Annotated in this window: 23 protein-coding genes; 10 read left to right on the top strand and 13 right to left on the bottom strand. The window is 65.7% G+C overall.

Features of this window, described 5'->3' with window-relative positions; all coding sequences use genetic code 11:
* The first annotated feature begins 84 nt into the window (after positions 1 to 84).
* From motA to IE266_RS02440, 3 genes are read left to right on the top strand one after another with little or no spacing between them, the layout of a single operon-like run.
* Positions 85 to 957, top strand: coding sequence for a flagellar motor stator protein MotA (gene motA, locus IE266_RS02450; protein WP_189678442.1), 873 nt, complete (start codon positions 85 to 87; stop codon positions 955 to 957).
* Positions 954 to 1,202: a hypothetical protein gene (locus IE266_RS02445; RefSeq protein WP_189678441.1), complete on the top strand. Its 249-nt coding sequence runs from the start codon at positions 954 to 956 to the stop codon at positions 1,200 to 1,202. Before motA ends, IE266_RS02445 begins: the two co-directional genes overlap by 4 nt.
* A 1-nt stretch (position 1,203) precedes the next feature.
* Positions 1,204 to 1,638, top strand: a complete 435-nt coding sequence (locus IE266_RS02440; RefSeq protein ID WP_189678440.1) for a hypothetical protein — start codon at positions 1,204 to 1,206, stop codon at positions 1,636 to 1,638.
* Between the two features lie 9 nt (positions 1,639 to 1,647).
* On the opposite strand, the gene IE266_RS02435 is transcribed toward IE266_RS02440, so the two are convergent.
* From IE266_RS02435 to fliF, 5 genes are read right to left on the bottom strand one after another with little or no spacing between them, the layout of a single operon-like run.
* A complete protein-coding gene (locus tag IE266_RS02435) occupies positions 1,648 to 2,700 on the bottom strand; it encodes a flagellar motor switch protein FliG (RefSeq protein ID WP_189678439.1) in 1,053 nt (350 codons plus the stop codon).
* Between the two features lie 18 nt (positions 2,701 to 2,718).
* Positions 2,719 to 3,561, bottom strand: a complete 843-nt coding sequence (gene fliP / locus IE266_RS02430) for a flagellar type III secretion system pore protein FliP (RefSeq protein ID WP_189678438.1) — start codon at positions 3,559 to 3,561, stop codon at positions 2,719 to 2,721.
* A 5-nt stretch (positions 3,562 to 3,566) separates the two neighbouring features.
* Positions 3,567 to 3,926, bottom strand: a complete 360-nt coding sequence (locus IE266_RS02425) for a FliM/FliN family flagellar motor switch protein (protein WP_189678437.1) — start codon at positions 3,924 to 3,926, stop codon at positions 3,567 to 3,569.
* Positions 3,919 to 4,590 carry a FliH/SctL family protein gene (locus tag IE266_RS02420; protein ID WP_189678436.1) on the bottom strand — a complete coding sequence of 224 codons (672 nt, stop codon included), beginning with the start codon at positions 4,588 to 4,590 and terminating at the stop codon, positions 3,919 to 3,921. Before IE266_RS02420 ends, IE266_RS02425 begins: the two co-directional genes overlap by 8 nt.
* A gap of 3 nt (positions 4,591 to 4,593) precedes the next feature.
* Positions 4,594 to 6,306: a flagellar basal-body MS-ring/collar protein FliF gene (gene fliF / locus IE266_RS02415; protein ID WP_189678435.1), complete on the bottom strand. Its 1,713-nt coding sequence runs from the start codon at positions 6,304 to 6,306 to the stop codon at positions 4,594 to 4,596.
* Between the two features lie 155 nt (positions 6,307 to 6,461).
* Here fliF and IE266_RS02410 point away from each other — a divergent pair, with 155 nt between their 5' ends.
* The 5 genes from IE266_RS02410 to IE266_RS02390 all read left to right on the top strand — a co-directional run bounded on the left by IE266_RS02410 (position 6,462) and on the right by IE266_RS02390 (position 9,584).
* Positions 6,462 to 7,016 carry a flagellar basal body-associated FliL family protein gene (locus IE266_RS02410; RefSeq protein ID WP_189678434.1) on the top strand — a complete coding sequence of 185 codons (555 nt, stop codon included), beginning with the start codon at positions 6,462 to 6,464 and terminating at the stop codon, positions 7,014 to 7,016.
* A gap of 3 nt (positions 7,017 to 7,019) precedes the next feature.
* A complete protein-coding gene (locus tag IE266_RS02405; RefSeq protein ID WP_189678433.1) occupies positions 7,020 to 7,961 on the top strand; it encodes a flagellar motor switch protein FliM in 942 nt (313 codons plus the stop codon).
* Positions 7,945 to 8,322: a flagellar motor switch protein gene (locus tag IE266_RS02400; protein ID WP_189678432.1), complete on the top strand. Its 378-nt coding sequence runs from the start codon at positions 7,945 to 7,947 to the stop codon at positions 8,320 to 8,322. Before IE266_RS02405 ends, IE266_RS02400 begins: the two co-directional genes overlap by 17 nt.
* A complete protein-coding gene (locus IE266_RS02395; RefSeq protein WP_229863864.1) occupies positions 8,319 to 8,948 on the top strand; it encodes a MotE family protein in 630 nt (209 codons plus the stop codon). The genes IE266_RS02400 and IE266_RS02395 overlap by 4 nt, the downstream gene beginning before the upstream one ends.
* Before the next feature lie 153 nt (positions 8,949 to 9,101).
* A complete protein-coding gene (locus tag IE266_RS02390; RefSeq protein ID WP_189678431.1) occupies positions 9,102 to 9,584 on the top strand; it encodes a VPLPA-CTERM sorting domain-containing protein in 483 nt (160 codons plus the stop codon).
* 38 nt (positions 9,585 to 9,622) lie between these two features.
* Here IE266_RS02390 and IE266_RS02385 read toward each other — a convergent pair whose 3' ends face one another.
* From IE266_RS02385 to flgB, 8 genes are read right to left on the bottom strand one after another with little or no spacing between them, the layout of a single operon-like run.
* On the bottom strand, positions 9,623 to 10,747 hold the full coding sequence (locus IE266_RS02385; RefSeq protein ID WP_189678430.1) for an EscU/YscU/HrcU family type III secretion system export apparatus switch protein: 1,125 nt from the start codon (positions 10,745 to 10,747) through the stop codon (positions 9,623 to 9,625).
* 10 nt (positions 10,748 to 10,757) lie between these two features.
* Positions 10,758 to 11,513 carry a flagellar biosynthetic protein FliR gene (locus tag IE266_RS02380; protein ID WP_189678429.1) on the bottom strand — a complete coding sequence of 252 codons (756 nt, stop codon included), beginning with the start codon at positions 11,511 to 11,513 and terminating at the stop codon, positions 10,758 to 10,760.
* A 3-nt stretch (positions 11,514 to 11,516) separates the two neighbouring features.
* A complete protein-coding gene (flhA, locus tag IE266_RS02375; protein WP_189678428.1) occupies positions 11,517 to 13,607 on the bottom strand; it encodes a flagellar biosynthesis protein FlhA in 2,091 nt (696 codons plus the stop codon).
* On the bottom strand, positions 13,604 to 14,383 hold the full coding sequence (locus IE266_RS02370) for a transglycosylase SLT domain-containing protein (protein WP_189678427.1): 780 nt from the start codon (positions 14,381 to 14,383) through the stop codon (positions 13,604 to 13,606). The genes flhA and IE266_RS02370 overlap by 4 nt, the downstream gene beginning before the upstream one ends.
* Entirely contained in the window at positions 14,380 to 14,649 is a 270-nt protein-coding gene (locus IE266_RS02365) for a flagellar biosynthetic protein FliQ (protein ID WP_189678426.1), read from the bottom strand. The genes IE266_RS02370 and IE266_RS02365 overlap by 4 nt, the downstream gene beginning before the upstream one ends.
* Positions 14,650 to 14,662: 13 nt before the next feature.
* A complete protein-coding gene (gene fliE / locus IE266_RS02360) occupies positions 14,663 to 14,992 on the bottom strand; it encodes a flagellar hook-basal body complex protein FliE (protein ID WP_189678425.1) in 330 nt (109 codons plus the stop codon).
* 10 nt (positions 14,993 to 15,002) lie between these two features.
* Positions 15,003 to 15,413, bottom strand: coding sequence for a flagellar basal body rod protein FlgC (gene flgC, locus IE266_RS02355; RefSeq protein ID WP_189678424.1), 411 nt, complete (start codon positions 15,411 to 15,413; stop codon positions 15,003 to 15,005).
* 11 nt (positions 15,414 to 15,424) lie between these two features.
* Complete coding sequence (gene flgB / locus IE266_RS02350) at positions 15,425 to 15,829, bottom strand: flagellar basal body rod protein FlgB (RefSeq protein WP_189678423.1); 405 nt, start codon at positions 15,827 to 15,829, stop codon at positions 15,425 to 15,427.
* 66 nt (positions 15,830 to 15,895) lie between these two features.
* Here flgB and fliI point away from each other — a divergent pair, with 66 nt between their 5' ends.
* Together fliI and IE266_RS02340 are read left to right on the top strand one after the other, a co-directional pair.
* Complete coding sequence (fliI, locus tag IE266_RS02345; protein WP_189678422.1) at positions 15,896 to 17,257, top strand: flagellar protein export ATPase FliI; 1,362 nt, start codon at positions 15,896 to 15,898, stop codon at positions 17,255 to 17,257.
* Positions 17,258 to 17,701: 444 nt separating this feature from the next.
* On the top strand, positions 17,702 to 19,252 hold the full coding sequence (locus IE266_RS02340; protein ID WP_189678421.1) for a PAS domain-containing sensor histidine kinase: 1,551 nt from the start codon (positions 17,702 to 17,704) through the stop codon (positions 19,250 to 19,252).
* The last annotated feature ends 409 nt before the right edge of the window (positions 19,253 to 19,661 follow it).

Genomic DNA, 19,661 nt, shown 5'->3' with positions numbered 1-19,661 from the left:
ACTTGTAGGGAAGTCAATTATGTTTATCATGTTCTTGGACGGATTTGCAAATTTGACGCTCTCTTCAAGCATACGGACGTAGAAATGACGGTTTTCCTTGGACTCGCGATGGTCTTCGGGCTTGTCTTTGGCGGCTTCATCCTGTCAGGCGGCAAGATGGACATCGTGCTCCACGCGCTGCCCTTCGAAGGCATGATGATCGGGGGCGCGGCCATCGGGGCCTTTGTCATCGCCAACTCGATGGCGATGCTGAAAAGCGCGATGGCAGGCGTGGTCAAGGTGATCAAGGGCCCCAAGTGGAAGGGCAAGGATTACGAAGACCTGCTCAGCCTGATGTATGAACTGGCCCGGATCTACAAGCAGAGCGGCATCCTCGCGCTCGACGACCACATCGAGAAGCCGAACGAGAGCGAGATCTTCTCGCGCTATCCCAAGGTGCAGCACGACCACTTCGCCATCGAGCTCATCACCGACAGCTTCCGGATGCTGTCGATGCAGTTCGACGACCGCTTCCAGACCGAGGACGTGATCAACCGCAAGCTCAAGAAGCACCACCACGAGGCGCTGGCCAGTTCGCACGCGATCCAGACCATGGCCGACGGCCTCCCCGCCATCGGGATCGTCGCGGCCGTTCTCGGCGTCATCAAGACCATGTCGTCGATCGACCAGCCGCCCGAGGTTCTGGGCGGCATGATCGGCGGCGCTCTGGTCGGGACCTTCCTCGGCGTGTTCCTGGCCTATTGCATGGTGCAGCCGATCTCGGGCCGGCTGAAGCAGATCGAGGAAGAGGACGGCAACTTCTACGTCGTGATCCGAGACATCTTCCTGGCCATCGTCGCCAACCATCCGCCGAACATCTGCATCGAGATCGGCCGCGGCGCGATCCCGACCCGGATGCAGCCGAACTTCTACGCGGTGGAAGAGAGCCAGCGCGCCCTGGCCTCGTCGTCGTCGTGATCCGCCTGGCGGCTGCCTTCGCGCTGCTGCCGGGGCTGGCCCTGGCCGCCGGCGGCGAGATGCCGGCCTCGTCGGTGCGCAAGATCCCGACAGAAACCATCGCCGTTCCCGTGACCGTCCCCAAGGCGCGCCACATGCTGCCGCCCGAGATCACCGACCGGATGCGCGCGGCGCTGGAGATCAAGCTGGGCGGCCCGCCGCCCGCCGATGCCGGGGCGCAGGCGGCCCCGAAGACAGGCCACTAAGGTGGACGAGCGCCGCATCGCCGCGCTGGAACTTCTGGAACGCGTCCGCCGGCACGAGATCGAATCCGAGACGCAGGAACTGGGCCAGCTGAGAGCCGAGGCTGGCCTGCTCGAAAGAGCAAAGCAAGAGCTCGAGACCAGCATGGACGAAGGCGCGCAATGCGCCGATCCGGCGCTGCGGGGCTATCTTGGCAATTTCGTGCGCTCCGTCCGCTCGGAAATCGACCGCAACCAGAAAAGCCAGGACGCGATCGAGGCCAAGGCGAGCAAGATCGCCGACCGCGTGGCCGAGAGCTTTCGCGAGATCAAGTCCTACGAGATCCTGCGGCTCGACGCGCTGGCGCAACGGGCGAAGGAACGCGCGGCCAGGGAAGAGGCGGAACTGAGCGAACTGGCCCAGATCCGCTGGTGGCGCGAACAGGCGCGCCGGCGCTGAGCGCGCCTTTCAAATGAAGTCGTCTTCCTCGGATTCCGTCGGCAGTTGGATGACGTCTTCGTCGGCCAGTTCCTTGGCGTAATCCACCATCGCCAGCTGCGCCGTCCGCACGTCGCGCCCGCGCACCGGTCCCATGTTGTTCATCTCTTCGGCCAGCATGTCGCGCGACCGGCCCGGAAGCTGCGCCAGGAAGTGGTCGCGCACCTCTTTGCTGGCCCCGCGCAGCGCGACCGGCAGCGTGTTGCCCGGCACCCCGCGCATCACCCGCGCCAGCGCCATCGCGTCGAGCTTGACCAGGTCGTCGAAGGTGAACATGCGCTGCTTGATGCTGGTGAAGGCATCGGGCATCTTCTCTTCCAGGACGCCGGCGAGTTCTTCGAAGGCATTGCGGTCGAGCTTGTTGAACAGCTCGGCCATCTGCTTGTGCATGTCCCGGCCCGAGGATTCCGCTGCACCCATCAGCTCGGTCTTCAGGGTCTCCTCGATCTCGGACATCATCTCGGCCGGAACGGCCTCCATCTTGATCATCCGCTCGATCACGTCCTGCATCCGTTCGGTGCCCAGCAGCGGCAGCACGCGGGCGGCGACATCGGTGGCGACGTTCGACAGGATTGCCGCGGCGGTCTGCGAATGCTCGCCCTTGAGGTAGTTGGCGATGACGTTCTCGTTGATCTGGCTGAACCGCGCCCAGAGGTCGCGTTCCTTGAGCGGGCCGGAGATATCCTTGAGGATCGCTTCGACCTGCTCGCCCGGCAGGAAGTTCCGCAGCAGCTTTTCGGCCACCGAGAAGGAACCGACGATCGAGCCGCCGTTGTAGACGTTCTCGGTGAACTCGGTCATCACCTGCTCGACCTGCTCGCCGTCGATCATGCCGAGGCGCGACATGGCGCGGGTGATCTTCTGGATCTCGTCCTCGTCGAGCTTCTTCATCAGCTCGGATCCGCGTTTCTCGCCGAGGCAGAGGAACAGGATCGCGGCCTTTTCCGGGCCCGACATGCGCTTGCGGCGCGGCCGGTCGTTGGGCAGGTCGTTCAGGGCCCGTCGGAGCGTCGCGGTTGCCATGGGTCCATTCCCCTCAGTTCATCCGCCCACAAGGGGCACATAGCCTTCCATCAGGCTGCCGGCCAACATGTACCAGCCGTCGATCAGCACGAAGAAGATCACCTTGAACGGCAGCGAGACCAGCACCGGCGGCAGCATCATCATGCCTGCGCTCATCAGGATCGAGGCGACGATCAGGTCGATGGCGATGAAGGGCAGGTAGATCAGGAAGCCGATGGAAAAGGCGCGCCGCAGTTCCGAGATCATGAAGGCCGGCACCAGGATGCGCCAGCCGGTGGTCTCGGCGGTCACCGGGCCGGTCGGCACCGGCGCATTCTCGCTGCGGGCCGCGATATCGGCGAACAGCGCGATATCCTTCTCGCGCGTGTTGGCGAACATGAAGCGCTTGAACGGGTCGCCGATGCGCCCCATCGCCTGCTCCTCGGTGATCGCGTTGTTCATCAGCGGCTGGATCCCGTCCTGCCAGGCGTCCTCGAAGACCGGCTGCATGACGAAGAAGGTCATGAACAGCGCCATCGAGCTCAGCACCATGTTGGGCGGCGTCTGGTTCAGGCCAAGCGCCGAGCGCAGCATCGAGAAGACGATGACGAAGCGGGTGAACGAGGTCATTACCACCAGCAGCCCCGGCGCCAGCGCCAGCACCGTCATCAGGGCGATCATCTGGATGATGCGACCCGAGAGCGTGGCCCGTTCGTCCGACCCCGCCGGCGCGTCGCTCAGTGCGTCGGTGATCGCGCCCAGGAACTGCCCGCCCGCATCCTGCGCCGCCGCCGGCTGGTGCCAGAGCACCAGCACCGCCAGCGCCGCAATCAGCGTCAGCAGGCAGAGGCGCCGGGCCGGAAGGGTTGGATGCTGGACCATCTCGGTCAGTCATTTCCGGGAACGTAGTCTTTCACGATCTCCGTCAGCTCGACACCCAGCCGATCGCCCGGCAGCTTCACCAGGTCGCCGCGCGCGACGAGGCGGTCGTTGATCAAAACCTCGACCGGGTCGCCGATCTTCTTGTCGAGTTCGATGATCGACCCGCGGGTAAGCTTGAGGATCTGCGAGATCGGCATCCGGCTGCGGCCGAGGATGATCTGCACCTGCAGCCCGACGTTCAGCATGGCGTCGATGTTGCGCCCGCTCGCGTGATGCTCGGGGCCGCTGCCGGCCTCCTTGATGTCCAGTTCCGCGATGCCGCCCTGGCCGGCGGTGCCCTCGCCGTTTTCCGGATCGTCAGCCATCTTGCGCACTCCCTTCTGCCGGGCGCGCCGCGCCCGCCTCAGTTCCGGCGGCCTGCCGCAACCCGGTCAGGATGCGGTCGCAGATCGCCGTGAAACTGTATTCCATGAAACCGTTGTCCCATTCGACGCGGGCGTCGCCCTCGCGCAGGGCCGGGTCCGCCTCGATCTCGACGCGCCCCTCGGCACCGCTGGTGCCGGCGGCCAGCGCCTCGCCGATGGCGGCATGAACCGCCGGCGGCAGGTGGATGTGCAGCACCGACGTGCCCCGCGCCATCTCGATGGCGGCGCGCACCTCGGCCTCGGCCCGCGGCAGGGCGCGGGCGGTGACCAGCTCGGGCGCCACCTTCTCGAAGACCGCCAGCACGAAGGACAGGAGCTGCTGTTCCAGCTTCGCGATCCGGTCGTCGATCACCGCGGTCAATTCGCCCACCTGGCCCGAGATCTCGGCCAGCGAGTCCGCCTGGCGGCGCAGGTCGCTCTGGGTCAGCTTCTCGGTGGCCTCGGCACGACCGGCGACGCGGCCTTCCTCGAAACCCTCCTGCCGCGCCTGCTCCATCGCGGCGTCGAGATCCTCGGGCGTGTAGCAAGCCCGCGTGGCGCGCTGCCGGGCGGCGCGTTCCTGTTCGATCTCGATGTCGAAGTTGCGGTCGAAGAGGTGGCCCATTGGTCAGACCTCCTCCGCCAGCCAGGACTTCACCACCCGGAGGGATTCCTCGGGCTGGGACTCGATGGTGTTGGAAACGGTCTCGATCCAGCCGCGCTGCACGCCGCCCTGCACCGATGCGAGGTTGACCAGCTCCTGATGCGCACGGTTGGGCGAGAAGCGGTGCACGGTGTTCGGCGCGGCCTGGGTCACGTTGTGCTCGACGGTGACATTGCCACCCGCCTCGCTGCCGACCTGCATCACCTTGGCGGTGTCGCCGCCGGTCGCACCGGCCAGCATCTTGGCGGCCTCCTGCTTTTCCGCCGCCAGCGCCAGTTGCTGGTTCACCTGGATCTCGCCCATCTGCTTCATCAGCGGGCGCACGCCAAGGGCCAGCACCGCGCCGGTCAGGCCAAGGGCCAGAAGGCCACGCAGGATCGAGGCGAAGTTGTCGCTGAGCAGCTGGCCGATGCCGGGGCCGACCGGCTCGCCCACGTCCATCGAGTAGTCGATGAACCGCAGGCTGTCGACGGAGACCGAGTCGCCGCGCTCGGCGTTGAAACCGACGGCCGACTTGATGAGTTCCTCCAGCCGTGCGAGCTCCTCGGTGGGGCGTTCCTGGTAGTCGACCCCGCCATTGTCGGCGACGTTGTAGATGCCGTTGACCAGCACCGCGACCGAGACGCGCCGGATCTCGCCGGGTTCGCGCACGACCTCGCTCTCGGTCTTGCCGATCTCGTAGTTCACCACCTCGCGGGTACGTTCGCTGGTATTCTTGGTGCCGCCGTTCTCGGGCGCGCCGTCGGCCAGTTCCGGGGGAATGTTGCCGTTTACGCCGACCTCGCCCGCCGCCAGGTCGCGGTCCTCGCGGGTCTCGCCCGAGGTCTCGGTCGACCGCACGACGCGCTGCGCCGGGTCGAAGCTTTGCTGGCGGATCACCCGCCGCTCGGTTTCGAGATCGACGTTGACCTGCACCCGCACGTTGCCGGCGCCGACGCGGGCCGAGAGGATCTGCGAGATCGACTGCGCCATGCGCTCCTCGATGCCGACCTTGACCGACTGGATCGAGACATCGCCCGCGCCGTCGGTGGTCTCGCCCAGGATCGTCTCGCCATCGGCGGAAAGGACGGTGACCTTGTTGGTCGACAGGTCCGGCACAGCCGAAGCCACCAGCGCGCGGATCGCGCGGGCCTGGCGCTGGCCGATCGACCGGCTGGCCGAGCCGCGCACGATCACCGAGGCGGTGGGTTCGGGCCGGTCGCGCGAGAAGGCCTCGCGCTCGGGCAACACGAGGTGGACCCGCGCGGCAGAGACGCCCTCGATGGTCTGGATCGAACGGGCAAGCTCGCCCTCCAGCGCCCGCAGCCGGTTCACCCGCTGCAGGAAGGAGTTCATCCCCAGCCCGCCGGATTCGTCGAACAGTTCCCAACCCGGCGTGCCATCCCCCGGCAGGCCCTTGTCGGCCAGCGCCATCCGGGCGCGCGCGATGGATTCCTTGGGCACACTGACCGTCGCCCCGGAATCGCCAAGCTGGACCTTGATGCCTTCCTGTTCGAGCGTATCGACGATGTTGCTCGCCGCGCCCGGCCCGAGGCCGCCGTAGAGCTGCACGTATTCGGGCTGCATGATCGCGCGCAACCCGAAGAAGAAAACCAGCAGCAGCGCGCCACCGGACAGCGCCAGAAGCGACAGGCGCAACTGACCCAGAGAGGCGAGGTTTCTCAGCAGCGTGTTCACGGGACCAGAGCGCTTGGAAGGATAAAAAAGGTTTCAACAGAATTAATACAGGACTATTCTTGTCATGCAAGGCTAAATCCATTTTATACTTGTGAGAAACCTCAAGATGCACGATAGTAGTGCTTGATTGAAAAGAAGTTCCGGCCCGGCTGATCATGGCGAAGAAACCCCAGAAACCTGCGAAGGAGGCGGCCGCATCCGGTGGCAAGCCCATCGTGCTGCTGGCGGCAATTGTCGGGCTGTCGCTGGTCGGGGCCGGCGGGGGCTATTTCCTGGCCACCAACCTCGACAAGCCCGACGAGGCGGCGCAGGACCATGCGGCGGCAACGCCCGCAGCGGCCCCGGCGGCCGAGGACCATGGCGGCGCGCCCGCGCCCAAGCCGGTCAACGAGATGTCGGTGACGCCGTTCAAGGAGATCATCGTCAACATCAACGCCACCACGGCGACGGGCCGCACTACCTCGCGGTTCATGAAGCTGAACGTGGCGCTGGTCTATGACGAGACGCTGGCCGGAGCCGAGCGGATCGAGGAGCGGCGGCTGTTCATCCGGGATTCCTTCCAGGACTACCTGCGGATGCTGACCGAGCAGGACCTGCGCGGCTCGCTCGGGCTGGTGATCGTCAAGCAGGAGCTGCTGCACCGCGCCCGGACGGTGACGGAAAGCATGTCGCCCCAGGAAATCCTTGTCGCGGACCTGATCGTGCAATGAACCATGGCTGAAAACGACACCATCACCCAGGACGACCGGGTCGTCGACCAGATGATCCGCAGCGCCAAGGCGAATTACCAGCGCCTGCCGGTGCTGGAAGTCATCTTCGACCGCTTCACGCTTGCCCTCGGCCCGGTGATGAAGGCCCATTGCGCCGGCAATACCGCCGAGGCCAAGATCGAAAGCTTTACCTACACCACGGTTGGCGAGGCGCTGGACAGCCTCTCGCTCGACTCGCTGGCTATGGTGGCCGCGACCCATCCCTGGGAGGCCGATATCGGCGTGGTCCTCGACCACGAACTGCTGTTCACCACGCTGGAGATCCTGCTGGGCGGGCGCGATGCCTCGAAGACACCATGGACCCCGCGCGCCTTCTCGATGATCGAGCGTAAATTCGGCGCGCGCCTGTGCCAGGCGGCGCTCAACGCGCTGTCCGAGGCCTTTGCCCGGCTCGCCGAGGTGCAGTTCCAGATCGACCACATCGAAAGCAGCCCGCAGGCGATGGTCCTTGCGGCGCCTTCCGGGCCCTGCGTCAAGGTGGTCATGAGCATCGACTTCGACGGTCGCGGCGGCAAGATGATCTTCCTCTTCCCCACTTCGGTCTTCGAATCCATCCGCTCGATCCTGTCGGCCCCGTTCCACGGCGGCCAGCTCGGCGGCGACAGTTCCTGGCGCGAACTGCTCTCGGGCAAGCTGCAGGGCACCTCGATCACCGTCGACGCCATCCTGCACGAACCGATGATCCCGCTGGCCGATGTGCTGGGCTGGAAACCGGGGGTAACGGTGCCGCTGGGCATCACCGCCGACCAGAACGTGACCGTGGCCTGCGACAACCTGAAATTCTTCTCGGCCGCGGTGGGCCGGCGGGCCAATGGCTCCGTCGCGCTGCGGGTGGTCCGGGATTACAGTGAAGAAGAGGAACCGACCGATGTCACATTTGATTGATTTCGCCATCCTGATCCTTCTGGCGGGCGTGCTCGGCTATGCCTATCTGGTCGACCGGCGGGTTCGGAACCTTGTCATCGTGCTTCGCGAGATGGCCCCGATGGTCGACGAGTTCTCGGCCGCGGTGGACCGGTCGGAAAGCTCGGTCTCGGCCATCAAGGCGGTGACCAACGCGATCGAGGACCAGGTCCGCGACGGGCTGTCGCTGCGCCCGGCGCGCCGCCAGGCCGCTGCCGCGCCCGCCCCGGCGCCCGAGCCGGTGCTTGAGCGTGTCGAGGAACCGGCCGGCGTGACCTCGGTCAACGGCAAGGCGGAACTGGTGCGCAGCTTCTTCGCCACCGTGAAGAGCCGCGAGGCATGAGACGCCCCCGCCCCTTCATGCTTGTCCTCGGCGGGCTGGCCGTGATGGGCGTATTGCGCACGACCACCGCCATCTTCTTCCCCGAGACGGACTCGGAACCCAGCGCCTTTGTCAGCTCCGCCCATGCCTCGGGCGGGACCGAGCAGCCGATGCCGGTTCCGGCAGCGGTATCCGCGCCGGCGCCGCCGATGCTCTGCGAGACGCCGGAAGAGATGCTGCAGGCGATGAGCGAGGAACGCGCCCTGCTCGACGCACAGAAGGCCCGGCTGATCGAGCAGCAGTCGGAAGTCGAACTGGCGCAGGAGAAGCTCGGGATCGAGCAGAAACGGCTGGCCGACCTCAAGACCGAGCTGGAAGGGCTGCTGGCCACCGTCGCGAAGGCCCAGACCGACGACCTCGACCGGCTGGTGGCGCTCTATTCCTCGATGAAGCCGAAGGAAGCCGCAGCGATCCTCGACGACATGGACATCGAGACCTCGGTGATGGTGCTGGCAACGATGCCGGAACGCGACGCCGCACCGATCCTCGCCGCGCTGAACCGAGTGCGGGCACGGGCGATCTCGCGCATCATCCTCGAACGCTCCAAGCTGCCGGGCGACCAGCGCCTGCAGGGTCTGAAGCTCTAGGAATTTACCCCTCGCGACGGCACAAGCCGCGCGAGTGGGCGCCCCAATCCCCCATTTCCAGATTTTTTGTTGACGGGTTAAGTAATCCGAAAGACATTTACCTGTCGGGAATTCACCCGCGGTTTTGAAAGTTTCTCATTTTGGGAGGGAATTATGAAAGGCATTCACACCGCCCTTGCGGCAGGCACCTTCGCCCTGGCCATGTCGGCGACATCCGCCTCGGCCGTAGTGGTTTCCTACGCGGGCCATGACTACGATGTCACCAGCCTATATGGAACGTTCAAGGACATGGACGACTTGCTTCAATCCCAGGTCTGGTGGGGCAACCAGGAAATGGCGCGCGCCTTCGCTGACCTTGTCGGCACCTCGCTCGGAACTCCGAACAGAGGAGGCGACGCTGGCCCCTATTTCGCTTTTGACGTCCCCGAGACGGGCGAAGACTTTGCAGTCGGCTGGTACATTCCGTCAATTGCCGTGCGAAACGTCTCCGCGAATCCCCAGTTCGTCGATGCCAACGCCACCTATGCCGTGGCAGAGCGGATCGGCGAAGTTCCCCTGCCTGCCGGCGGGCTTCTGCTGGTCTCCGGCATCGCCGCCCTCGCCGCCGCCAGCCGCCGCCGCAAAGGTCAGGCATAGGCCCATTCACCGGGGCCGAAAGGGCGGCCCGGCCCGGATCAGTCCTCGCGCACGCTCGACCCCGCCGGCGGAGCCCTGCGGATGTTCTGGCGCAGGTCGAAGACGAAACGGATGATCTCGGCCGCGGCCTGCCAGTGCTCCAGCGGGATCGGCGCGTCGACCTCGGCCACTTCGAACAGGGCGCGCGCCAGCGGGCGGTTCTCGATCACCGGCACCCCGGCCTCATGCGCCAGCTTGCGGATCTGCGCAGCCATCAGGTCGGCGCCCTTGGCGGTGCAGATCGGGGCCTCGTCCTCGCCCTGCTCGTATTTCAGCGCGACGGCATAGTGGGTTGGGTTGGTCAGGATCACCGTCGCCTCGGGGATCGCCGCGGCCATGCGCTGGCGCGAGCGCTTGCGGCGGGTCTCCATCCGCTTGGCCTTGATGAGCGGGTCGCCTTCCTGCTCCTTGATCTCGTCGCGCACGTCCTTGACCGACATTCGCTGCTTGGCAATCCAGTGCAGGCGCTTGTAGATCGTGTCGGCCAGCGCGATCACCACGGCCATCACCGCCGCCACGGCCAGCAGCAAGGTGATGTAGTGCTGGAAATAGGGCGCGATGGCCTCGGGCAGGAACCCTTCGCTCTGCCAGATGCCGGTCACCGCCTTGAAGGCCAGCCAGACCCCGACCGCCCCGACGATCAGCACCTTGGCGACGCTCTTCACGAACTCGACCAGCGCATCGGGCGAAACCAGCCGCTTGAACCCGGCGATTGGCGAAAGCTTGCTCCACTTCGGCTTGATCCGCTCGGCCGCCACCACGATCTCGCCCTGCAGAAGCGCGCCAGCAATGGCGGCGAGCAGGAACAGGCCCATCACCGGAGCGAGGACGATGACGACCCCGCGCGACAGCAGGCCGGTCACCAGGCCGATATCCTGCAACCCGGCGCGGCCCTCGCCGATCTGCACGGTGCCCGCAGTCTCGAACACGCGCGACAGCACGCCGGTCAGCGGCGTCACCACCTGCGGCATCAGGAAGACGGTCAGGATCAGCAGCGCCAGGATCATCATCATGGTCCCGGCTTCGCGTGAATTCGGGACATCGCCCTTCTCGCGCGCCTTCTTCAGCTTTCGCGGGGTCGGGTCTTCTGTCTTTGTGCCCTGGTCTTCGGTGTTCTCGGCCATCCGCCTCTCCTCAGAACGCCAGTAGCCCGACCCAGCGCGAGAAATCCTCGAGCCAGGCGTGCATCATCGCCGGGGCGGCGACGACCAGGACGAACATGCCCGCCGCGATCAGCAGCGGCGCGGCGACGAAGAAGACCGGCAGCGTCGGCATCATCCGGTTGGCCAGGCCGAAACCGACGTTCAGCACCAGCCCCATCACGAAGAAGGGGGCCGAGATCATCGTGCCGATGTAGAAGCTGTGCGAAACGGCCCGCACCGTCTGCTCTGCCATGTCACCCGCCATGATGCGGCCCGGCGGGAAGATGTCATAGCTCATGACCAGGGCTTCGATGATGCCGTGGTGCAGGTCGGTGACGAAGATCAGCGTGACCCCGGTCAGCATCAGCGCGGTGGCCAGCAGGGTCGAGCCCTCGAACGAGCCGATGCTGGGCGCGAAGGCGTTGGAGAGGCCGGTGACGATGCCGACCTGGTAGCCCGCCAGTTGCAGCCCCGAGAGCAGGATGCGGGCGGTGACACCGATCCAGATGCCGATGGCGGTTTCGACCACCAGCAACGGGAAGAGATCGAGCGGCGTGTCGAACTGGAGCGGTCCGACCGGCGTGGCCGGGTAGAGCGCCAGCGACAGCACCACGCCCATAGCGAGGCGGTGGCGGATCGGGATCATCTGCTCGCCGATGCCCGGCATGAACACCATGACCGAGCCCAGCCGCGCAAAGACCAGCGCGTACCCCAGAACCTGCGAGGTGAGGAGCGCGGTCAGGTCCATGCTCTAGCTGCCGACGCTGGCGACGGTGCGCAGGTTCGCCTTACGATGCACCTCGTTGTGCGAGATCACCTGGGTCGAGGGGCTGACCCGTTCCAGCATCGAGCGCACGAAGGTCCGCACCTCGGGCGCCACCATCAGCGCCGGCCACTCGTCCTTCTGGGCGAAGTTCTGGATGGTCTGGCGCGCGGCGAGCACGAATTCCTGCACCCGCTGCGGCGACATCAGGAACGTCCGGTCGTCGCCGTTCATGCGCACGGCCTGGAGGAATTCCTTCTCCCAGGAATTGTTCATGGTGATGACCGGAATGAACCCGCTCGGGTCGGTCAGCGAGCGGCAGATCTGGTTGGCCAGCCGCTTGCGGACATGTTCGGTGATGGTGACCACATTGCTGGTGGTGCGCCCGACCTCGGCCACCGCCTCGACGATCAGCGGCAGGTTGCGGATCGAGACGCGCTCGGCCAGCAGGCCCTGGAGCACGTGTTGCAGGGTGATCGCCGATGACACGCCGGGGATCTCGCCCGCGAGCTTCTGGTAATCGCGGTCGAGGTTGCCGATCAGCTCCTGAACCGCCGCATAGGTCAGCAGCTCGGGCATATGCTCCTTGATGATCTCGGTCAGATGCGTGGTGATGACGCTTTCGGGATCGACGGCGGTATAGCCCTGCGCCTCGGCGGTCGAGGCGCTGGCGTGGTCGGTCCAGATGGCGTCGAGCCCGAAGGTGGGGTCCTTGACCTTCTCGCCCGGCAGGGTGATCGGCGCATCGGCGGGGTTCAGCACCATCATCATGTTGGGCCGCACCTGGCCGCGCGCGACTTCGACGCCCTGCACCGAAACCGCGTATTGGTTGGTCTCGAGGTTGGAGTCGTCCTTGATCCGCACCGAGGGCAGGATGAAGCCGTATTCGCGGGCGAAGAGGCCGCGCAGGCTGCGGATCTTGCCCGGAAGCGCCGCTTCCGAGCCGCTGGTCAGCGGCACCAGCGCCAGCCCGAGGTCGAGGCGCAGGTCGTCGACCTTCATCGTGGTGCGCAGGTCGTCCTCGCGGCTGGCCGCCTCATTGCGCTGGCGCTCGGTCTCGGCCCGCGCGCTCGCCGCCTTCTCGCGTTTCGTAAGGCGCTGCATGTAGACGCCGAGGCCGGCCATCGCCCCGGCAAGCAGCATGAAGACGAAGAGCGGAAAGCCCGGCAGCATCCCGATGCCCAGGAGCAGGCCGGCGGCGACGAAGGTGGCCTTGGGGAAGTTCGACAGCTGGCTCAGCACCGCCTCGTTCGCCGCGCCCTCGGTGCCGCCCTTGGTCACGATCAGGCCCGCCGCCAGCGAGACGATCAGCGCCGGCACCTGGCTGACCAGACCGTCGCCGATGGTCAGCGTGGTATAGCTGTCGGCCGCCTGCATCAGCGAGAGGTCGTGCTGCATCGTGCCGACGAGAATGCCGCCGATCACGTTGACGAAGGTGATGATGATGCCCGCCACCGCATCGCCGCGCACGAACTTCGAGGCGCCATCCATGGCGCCGAAGAAACCGCTCTCGCCCTCCAGCTCGCGCCGCCGCCGCTTGGCTTCTGCCTCGTCGATCAGGCCCGAGCCGAGGTCGGCGTCGATCGCCATCTGCTTGCCCGGCATCGCGTCGAGCGAGAAGCGGGCGGCCACCTCGGCGATCCGCCCCGAGCCCTTGGTGATGACGATGAAGTTGATCACCACGAGAATGGCGAAGATCACGATGCCGATGACAAAGTTGCCGGCGACGATGAAACGCGCAAACCCCTCGATCACCCCGCCCGCCGCGCCGGCGCCGGTATGGCCCTCGGAGAGGATGAGCCGGGTCGAGGCGACGTTCAGCGAGAGGCGCAGCAGCGTTACCACCAGCAGCAGCGTCGGGAAGGAGTTGAACTCCAGCGGTTTCGGGATCCAGAGCGCCACCATCAGGATCAGCACCGAAAGCGACAGCGACACGGCCAGCCCGAAATCCAGCACCACCGGCGGCAGCGGGATGAACAGCATCGCCAGCACCATCGTGACGCCGATGGCGAAGGCCACGTCGCGATGCGCCAGTCCGCGCAGGAAAGCCGGGGCTTCGGTCTTGCCCGCCGCCATCATTCACCTCGTCCGAATTGGGGCAGGAGCGGCTGCAGCGCGTCCCTGGAATAGAGCGTGCGGGCGCCGTCTTCGCCCTGCTTGATCTGGCTGATGCCCGAGGACCAGAGAATGCCGCCCGGCGCAGCGACCACTGCCGCCTCGCTCACGGTCGCGCCGACAACCCCGGCGATGTCGCGGAACTCGTCGATACGGCCATTGGCCGCCGCGACGTTGCGCCGGAGCGAGTCGAGGTAGATCGCGCGCAACTCGGGTGTGAAGGAATGGTAGGACCCCGCCGCCAGCTCCCAGTCCCCGGTCTTGTAGTAGAGATCGCGCAGGAAGCTCGCTGCATAGTCGACATTGCGCGCGGGATCGAAACCCGCCTCGGGCGAGGTGAAGGCATTCGGATGCCATTGCAGGTTCACCTGCATGCAGCCGATGTCGATCGACCTGACGCCCATGGCCTGGCGTTCATGCACCCAGGCCAACGCCTCTTCGCCGCTGTCGAAGACCCGGCCTTCGCCCGCCGCGTTCACCGCCCAGGGCCAGACGGTATAGAGATCGCCCAGCCGCAGTCCGGCTTCCTGCAGGCCGATGCCCAGCAGGATGTTGTTCGGGATGTTGTAGCGGATCTGCGCGTCGAGGATCTCGCGCACGCAGACGCCCTCTTCGGGCTGCGAGAGGGTGACACGCGGCTTCTCGGTGTGCTTGTAGAGACCTTCCCACCCGCTTGCGAGGAGCGGGCCGGCGGCAAGGGCGGCAACCGCCAGAGCGCCGATCCGTGCGGCGGCCCTCACGGCCCACCGGTCACGAGCATGTCGAACACCTGGTCCGACAGCCGCTTGAGCACGAGATACATCAGCGGCGTGACCACCACGAGCCCAACCATGATGACGGCGATCTTGGGCACGAAGGTCAACGTCATCTCCTGCACCTGCGTCAGCGCCTGGAAGAAGGCGATGGCGAGACCGACAACCAGCGCCATCAGCATGATCGGACCTGCTCCGTACAGGACGGTCAGGAAGGTCATGGACAGGATGTCGTAGGTGTCGCTCTCGTTCACCGCGCCGTTTCCCTCAGATCGGCATCCGCATGATTTCCTGGTAGGCCGCCACCAGCTTGTCACGCATCGCCACGGCGACCTTCACCGTGGATTCCAGCGCGATGGTCGCCTGCACCACTTCCTGCGTCGTCGCCCCGTCGGCCAGACCCGACCGCGCCACGGCATCGGCCTCGCGCATGGTGCGGGCGGCGTCGGTGGCCGCCTCGCGCACCATGTCGGCAAAGGAGTTGCCGGCCTGCTCGGCATCCGTCGACGGCCCCGCAGGCGGCTGCAGGTTGAACGAATTGCGATAGGCGCCCGCAACCGCGCCGCCGTTCACGATGGTGGTGGTTATTTCCGACATGTCTTCCTAATCACTTCAAGAGATCAATCATCAGCCCGCGCATCTTGCGCCCGGCCTCGTACAGGTTGAGGTTCGCCTCGTAGCTGCGCGAGGCTTCGCGCATGTTGGCCATCTCCAGGATTGGATTGACGTTGGAGATCTTCACCATCCCGTCCGGATCCGCCGCAGGGTGCGAGGGATCGTAGCGGAGCGAGAAGGCCGAGTTGTCGCGGCCAACATCCGCGACACGTACCATGTTGAGACCGGATTCCCGGTCGAGATATTCCTCGAAGGCGATGGTCTTGCGCCGGTAGGGATCGCCGCCGGCGGACTTGGCCGTGGTATCGGCATTTGCGACGTTCTCGGCGACGACCTGGAGACGGGCGCTCTGCGCGCTCATGCCGCTCGCCGCGATCTGGGCAATGGATTTCAACGGGTCCATATGTCTTCTCGCTATCTGATGCCGGTAACGGCCAGGGTCACCAGCTCGTAGCCCTTGCGGTAGAGACTGGCCGCAAGCCGGTAGTTCTCGGTGGTTTCCGTCGCCCGGATCGCCTGCTGTTCCAGAACAACCGAGTTGCCGTCGATGCTCGAACTGACCCAGGCATCCTTGTCCTCTTCCACGCGCAGGCCGGGGCCGACCGGATCGGTGCCGGTGATGTGGTTCGAGGAGGTGCGCGCCAGCGGGGCGCTCGTCGTCACCGACTCGAGCGTCTCGGCAAAGGAGGCGACGTCGCGCGCCTTGTAGCCGGGCGTGTCGGCATTCGCGACGTTCTCGGCGATGACTTTCTGCCGCGCGCTCAGCCACTCCATTTTCCGGGAGGCGAGGCGGAAGAAGGACATGGATTCGAGCTTCAATGCATCTTTCCTTTCTATCAATTCATGTTTAACATGTATTAAACCTTAAGGCTAGCGGATTTATTCATGCAGAACGCCTTCTCTGGACTATCTACACTTGTAAGATCCGTGGATAGTTCAAGAATTGCTGGTGAGGTCAGCTCGATCGTCGGGCTGACGCTGACCGTCACCGGGCTCGAACGCGCGATGTGGGTCGGCCATCGCTGCATCGTGCATGGCGCGCGCGGGCCGGTGCTGGGCGAAGTCGTCGGCGTCGACGGCGACGGCACCCACGTCCTGCCCTTCGGCAACTGGGTCGGGGTCAGCGCCGGCGACCCGGTCTCGCTCAGCCCGCGCGGCGACACGATCCGCCCGGATGCCTCGTGGAAGGGCCGTGTGATGAACGCCCTGGCCGAACCGCTCGACCGCAAGGGCCCGCTGGTCGAGGGGCCGCGCGCCCGCGACGTCAAGGCCCCGCCCCCTGCCGCCTTCGACCGCCGCCGCACCGGCGAGCGGCTGGAGACCGGCATCAAGATCTTCGACGTTTTCACCCCGCTCTGCCGTGGCCAGCGCATGGGCGTCTTCGCCGGCTCGGGCGTCGGCAAGTCGACCCTGATGGCCATGCTCGCCCGCCAGGCGGCGGCCGACGTGATCGTCGTCGGGCTGGTCGGCGAACGCGGCCGCGAGGTGCAGGACTTCATCCAGTCCGACCTCGGCCCCGAGGGGCTGGCGCGTTCGGTCGTGGTGGTCTCGACCGGGGACGAGCCGCCGCTGATGCGCCGCCAGGCCGCCTGGACCGCCACCGCCGTCGCCGAGTATTTCCGCGACCAGGGCCAGCAGGTGTTGCTGCTGATGGACAGCGTCACCCGCTTCGCCATGGCCCAGCGCGAGATTGGCCTATCGGGGGGCGAGCCGCCGACGACCAAGGGCTATCCGCCGACCGTCTTCTCGGAACTGCCGCAACTGATGGAACGCGCCGGGCCGGGCCCCGAGGGCGTGGGCGACATCACCGCGATCTATACCGTGCTGGTCGATGGCGGCGACATGAACGAGCCGGTGGCCGATACCGTGCGCGGCATCATGGACGGCCACGTCGTGCTCGACCGCCATATCGCCGAGCGCGGGCGCTTCCCGGCGGTGAACCTCTACCGTTCGGTAAGCCGGATGCTGCCCGACTGCCACCGCCCCGACGAACTGGCAATCTTCCAGGCCGCCCGCCGCACCCTGGCGCGCTATGCCGACATGGAGGAGCTTATCCGCATCGGCGCCTACCGCTCGGGGGCCGACGCCGAGGTCGATGCCGCGATCCGCTTCTTCACGCCAGCCGAGGAGTTCCTGAACCAACGCAAGGGCGAACTCACCCCGACCGAGGAAACCTTCGCGACGCTCTACCGACTGCTGAGCGAGGCGGGCGTGCGGGTCGACCTGCCGGAACAGGGCCAGATCTGACGCGCTAGAGCATCAGGCACCGCCGCCACAATCCAGTACGGTAATATGAGGTTTTCCCCGAATTCGAGTCGAAGCGGGCGCTGCGGGGGAAAGAAATCGATGCGGGTTAGCGTCACATTTGGCCGCCAAAAACCTGCATATTCTGCGTATCTTTACATGGATTCCGGTCAACCCCCGGAAAAGTTACGTACGGTCAGCACATTTCCGCCTGTTCTTTCCATTTGTTCCAAGTTTTGCCTTTTTCGCGGCGCTATTGTTCAGCAAAAGTTGCGAAATTTTAGAAGTAATGCTCCTGGACCTGCGGTTCGGACTGGGGCGCATGAAAATGGACCGCACATTTAGGGATCCGCTCAGAACGAGCGGAAGACAAGGCATCGAATTATGCATACAGGCAAAACGACAGTACTGGCTGCACTTGCCTCAGGGGCGCTTGGCGCCGCTGTGATGTGCGGCGCTCATCTGGTCGAGGTTCACCTCACACCCCTTGCGACCCTGTCTATCGCACTGGGCTCGGTTGGTCTCTTCCTCATTCTCAAGATGGATCACGGCAGGGGCCGCAACAGCCTCAAGAACCTGATGGGCGAGGCCGAGGCGCTGAACAATCACTCGATGATCTCGCTCAGCAATGCCGAGGCGGGAATCTTCCACGCCAACGAGAACCTGTTGAAGGCGACCGGCTACAGCCGCGAGGAAACCATCGGCCGCCCCTCCAGCATGTTCTATTTCGACGAGGACCACGCGCTCTTCGACGAGATCCGCGCCGGGCTCGACGCCGGCCGCCCCTGGTCTGGCGAAATGCGTCTGCGCTGCAAGAACGGCGAGGCGATCTCGACGCTGGCGACGATCATTCCGCACCTCGACCGCAAGGGCGCGCTGGTCGGGGCCATCTCGATCCGCACCGACATCACCGCCACCAGGGCGGCGTCCGAGCAGAAAGAGCTGTTCACCCTGCTCAACGGCCTGCAGGACGAGGTCTACATGGCCGACGCCAGGACGCTGGCCTATACCTACATGAACCGCGCCGCGCTCAAGCGCACCGGCTGGAACGAGGCCGAGCTCCACGGCAAGCATCTCTGGGACGAAGACCCGGAGATGGATGTCGAGGCGTTCCGCGCCCAGATGGCGCCGCTTCTGAGCGGCGAGGTCGAGCAGATCGGCAGCCGCCGCCGGGTCAACGACACCCCCTACGACGTGCGGATGAACCTGATCCGTGGCGCAGACGGCTCGCGCCGCATCGTCATCGTGATGCGCGACAACTCCGAGCAGGAGCGCAACGAGCGCGCCAAGTCCGAGCTGCTGTCGACGATCAGCCACGAGCTGCGCACGCCGATGACCTCGATCAAGGGCGCCATGGGGCTGCTGCTGTCGAACGCCGCCGGCGACATGTCGGACAAGGCCCGGTCGATGCTCTCCATCGCGCATCGCAACGCCGACCGGCTGGTGAACATCGTCAACGACATCCTCGATGTCGAGAAGATCGCCGCCGGCCAGATGGAGTTCAACCTCAAGCGCGCGCCGCTTGTGAACGTGCTCGACGAAGCCATCGTCGCCAACGAACCCTTCGCCAGCCGCTTCGACGTCTGCGTGGAGAAGAAGAACTTCGACCCCGAGTTCGTTGCCGAATATGACTTCGAGCGCACCCTCCAGGTGATGACCAACCTGCTGTCCAACGCCGCCAAGTTCTCGCCGCCCGGCGGCAGGATCGTGATCTCGATGGAGCAGGTCGACGGCTTCACCCGCATCAACGTGCGCGACTTCGGCAAGGGCATCCCGGCCGACGTGCAGCCGCGGATCTTCCAGCGCTTCGTGCAGGCGCCGGGGCAGACGCGCGGCGTGAACGGGACGGGGCTGGGCCTCTATATCTGCCAGCTCATCATGAAGCAGCAGAACGGCGACATCGGCTTCGACAGCACCGAGGGCGAAGGCACCGTCTTCCACGTCGACTTCCCGATGCTGGCCGCGGACAGGAAACCGCTCTCGCTCGTGACCGGCTGACCGGATCGCAAGGCACCCGACGACGAAAGGAAAGGCCCCGGACGTTCGGATCGTCCGGGGCCTTTCCGTTTGCGTGGCGCCCGTCAGGGGGCTGTACCGGGGATCTGCTCGTGCATTGGCCCACAGCCATCCGTGCAGGCCTGCGCGGGACACCAGGGTGGCCCATCCGACCTGCGGGCAGGTGGTAGTGCAATGGAAACGCGGTCAGGGGCCGACCGACTGGCGCTGCCTCTCGGACGAAACAGACGGCGACCGCCCCCCGCTCGCCCACATGTCACGCCCGGAACGCTCCTGCGGACTCGGGTCACGCCCGGCATGACCCTGCTCTCAACCTATCCGCAGCGCATCTCCCGCCGCGTCAGGTCTCGCCAGCAGATGGCCACACCCGCGTACCCCAAACGCAAAGGGA

The sequence above is a fragment of the Seohaeicola zhoushanensis genome (genome assembly GCF_014656415.1).
Classification (GTDB): Bacteria; Pseudomonadota; Alphaproteobacteria; order Rhodobacterales; family Rhodobacteraceae; genus Seohaeicola_A; species Seohaeicola_A zhoushanensis.
The sequence above is the reverse complement of the archived record's forward strand: the minus strand, read 5'-3'. Positions and strand labels throughout refer to the sequence as shown.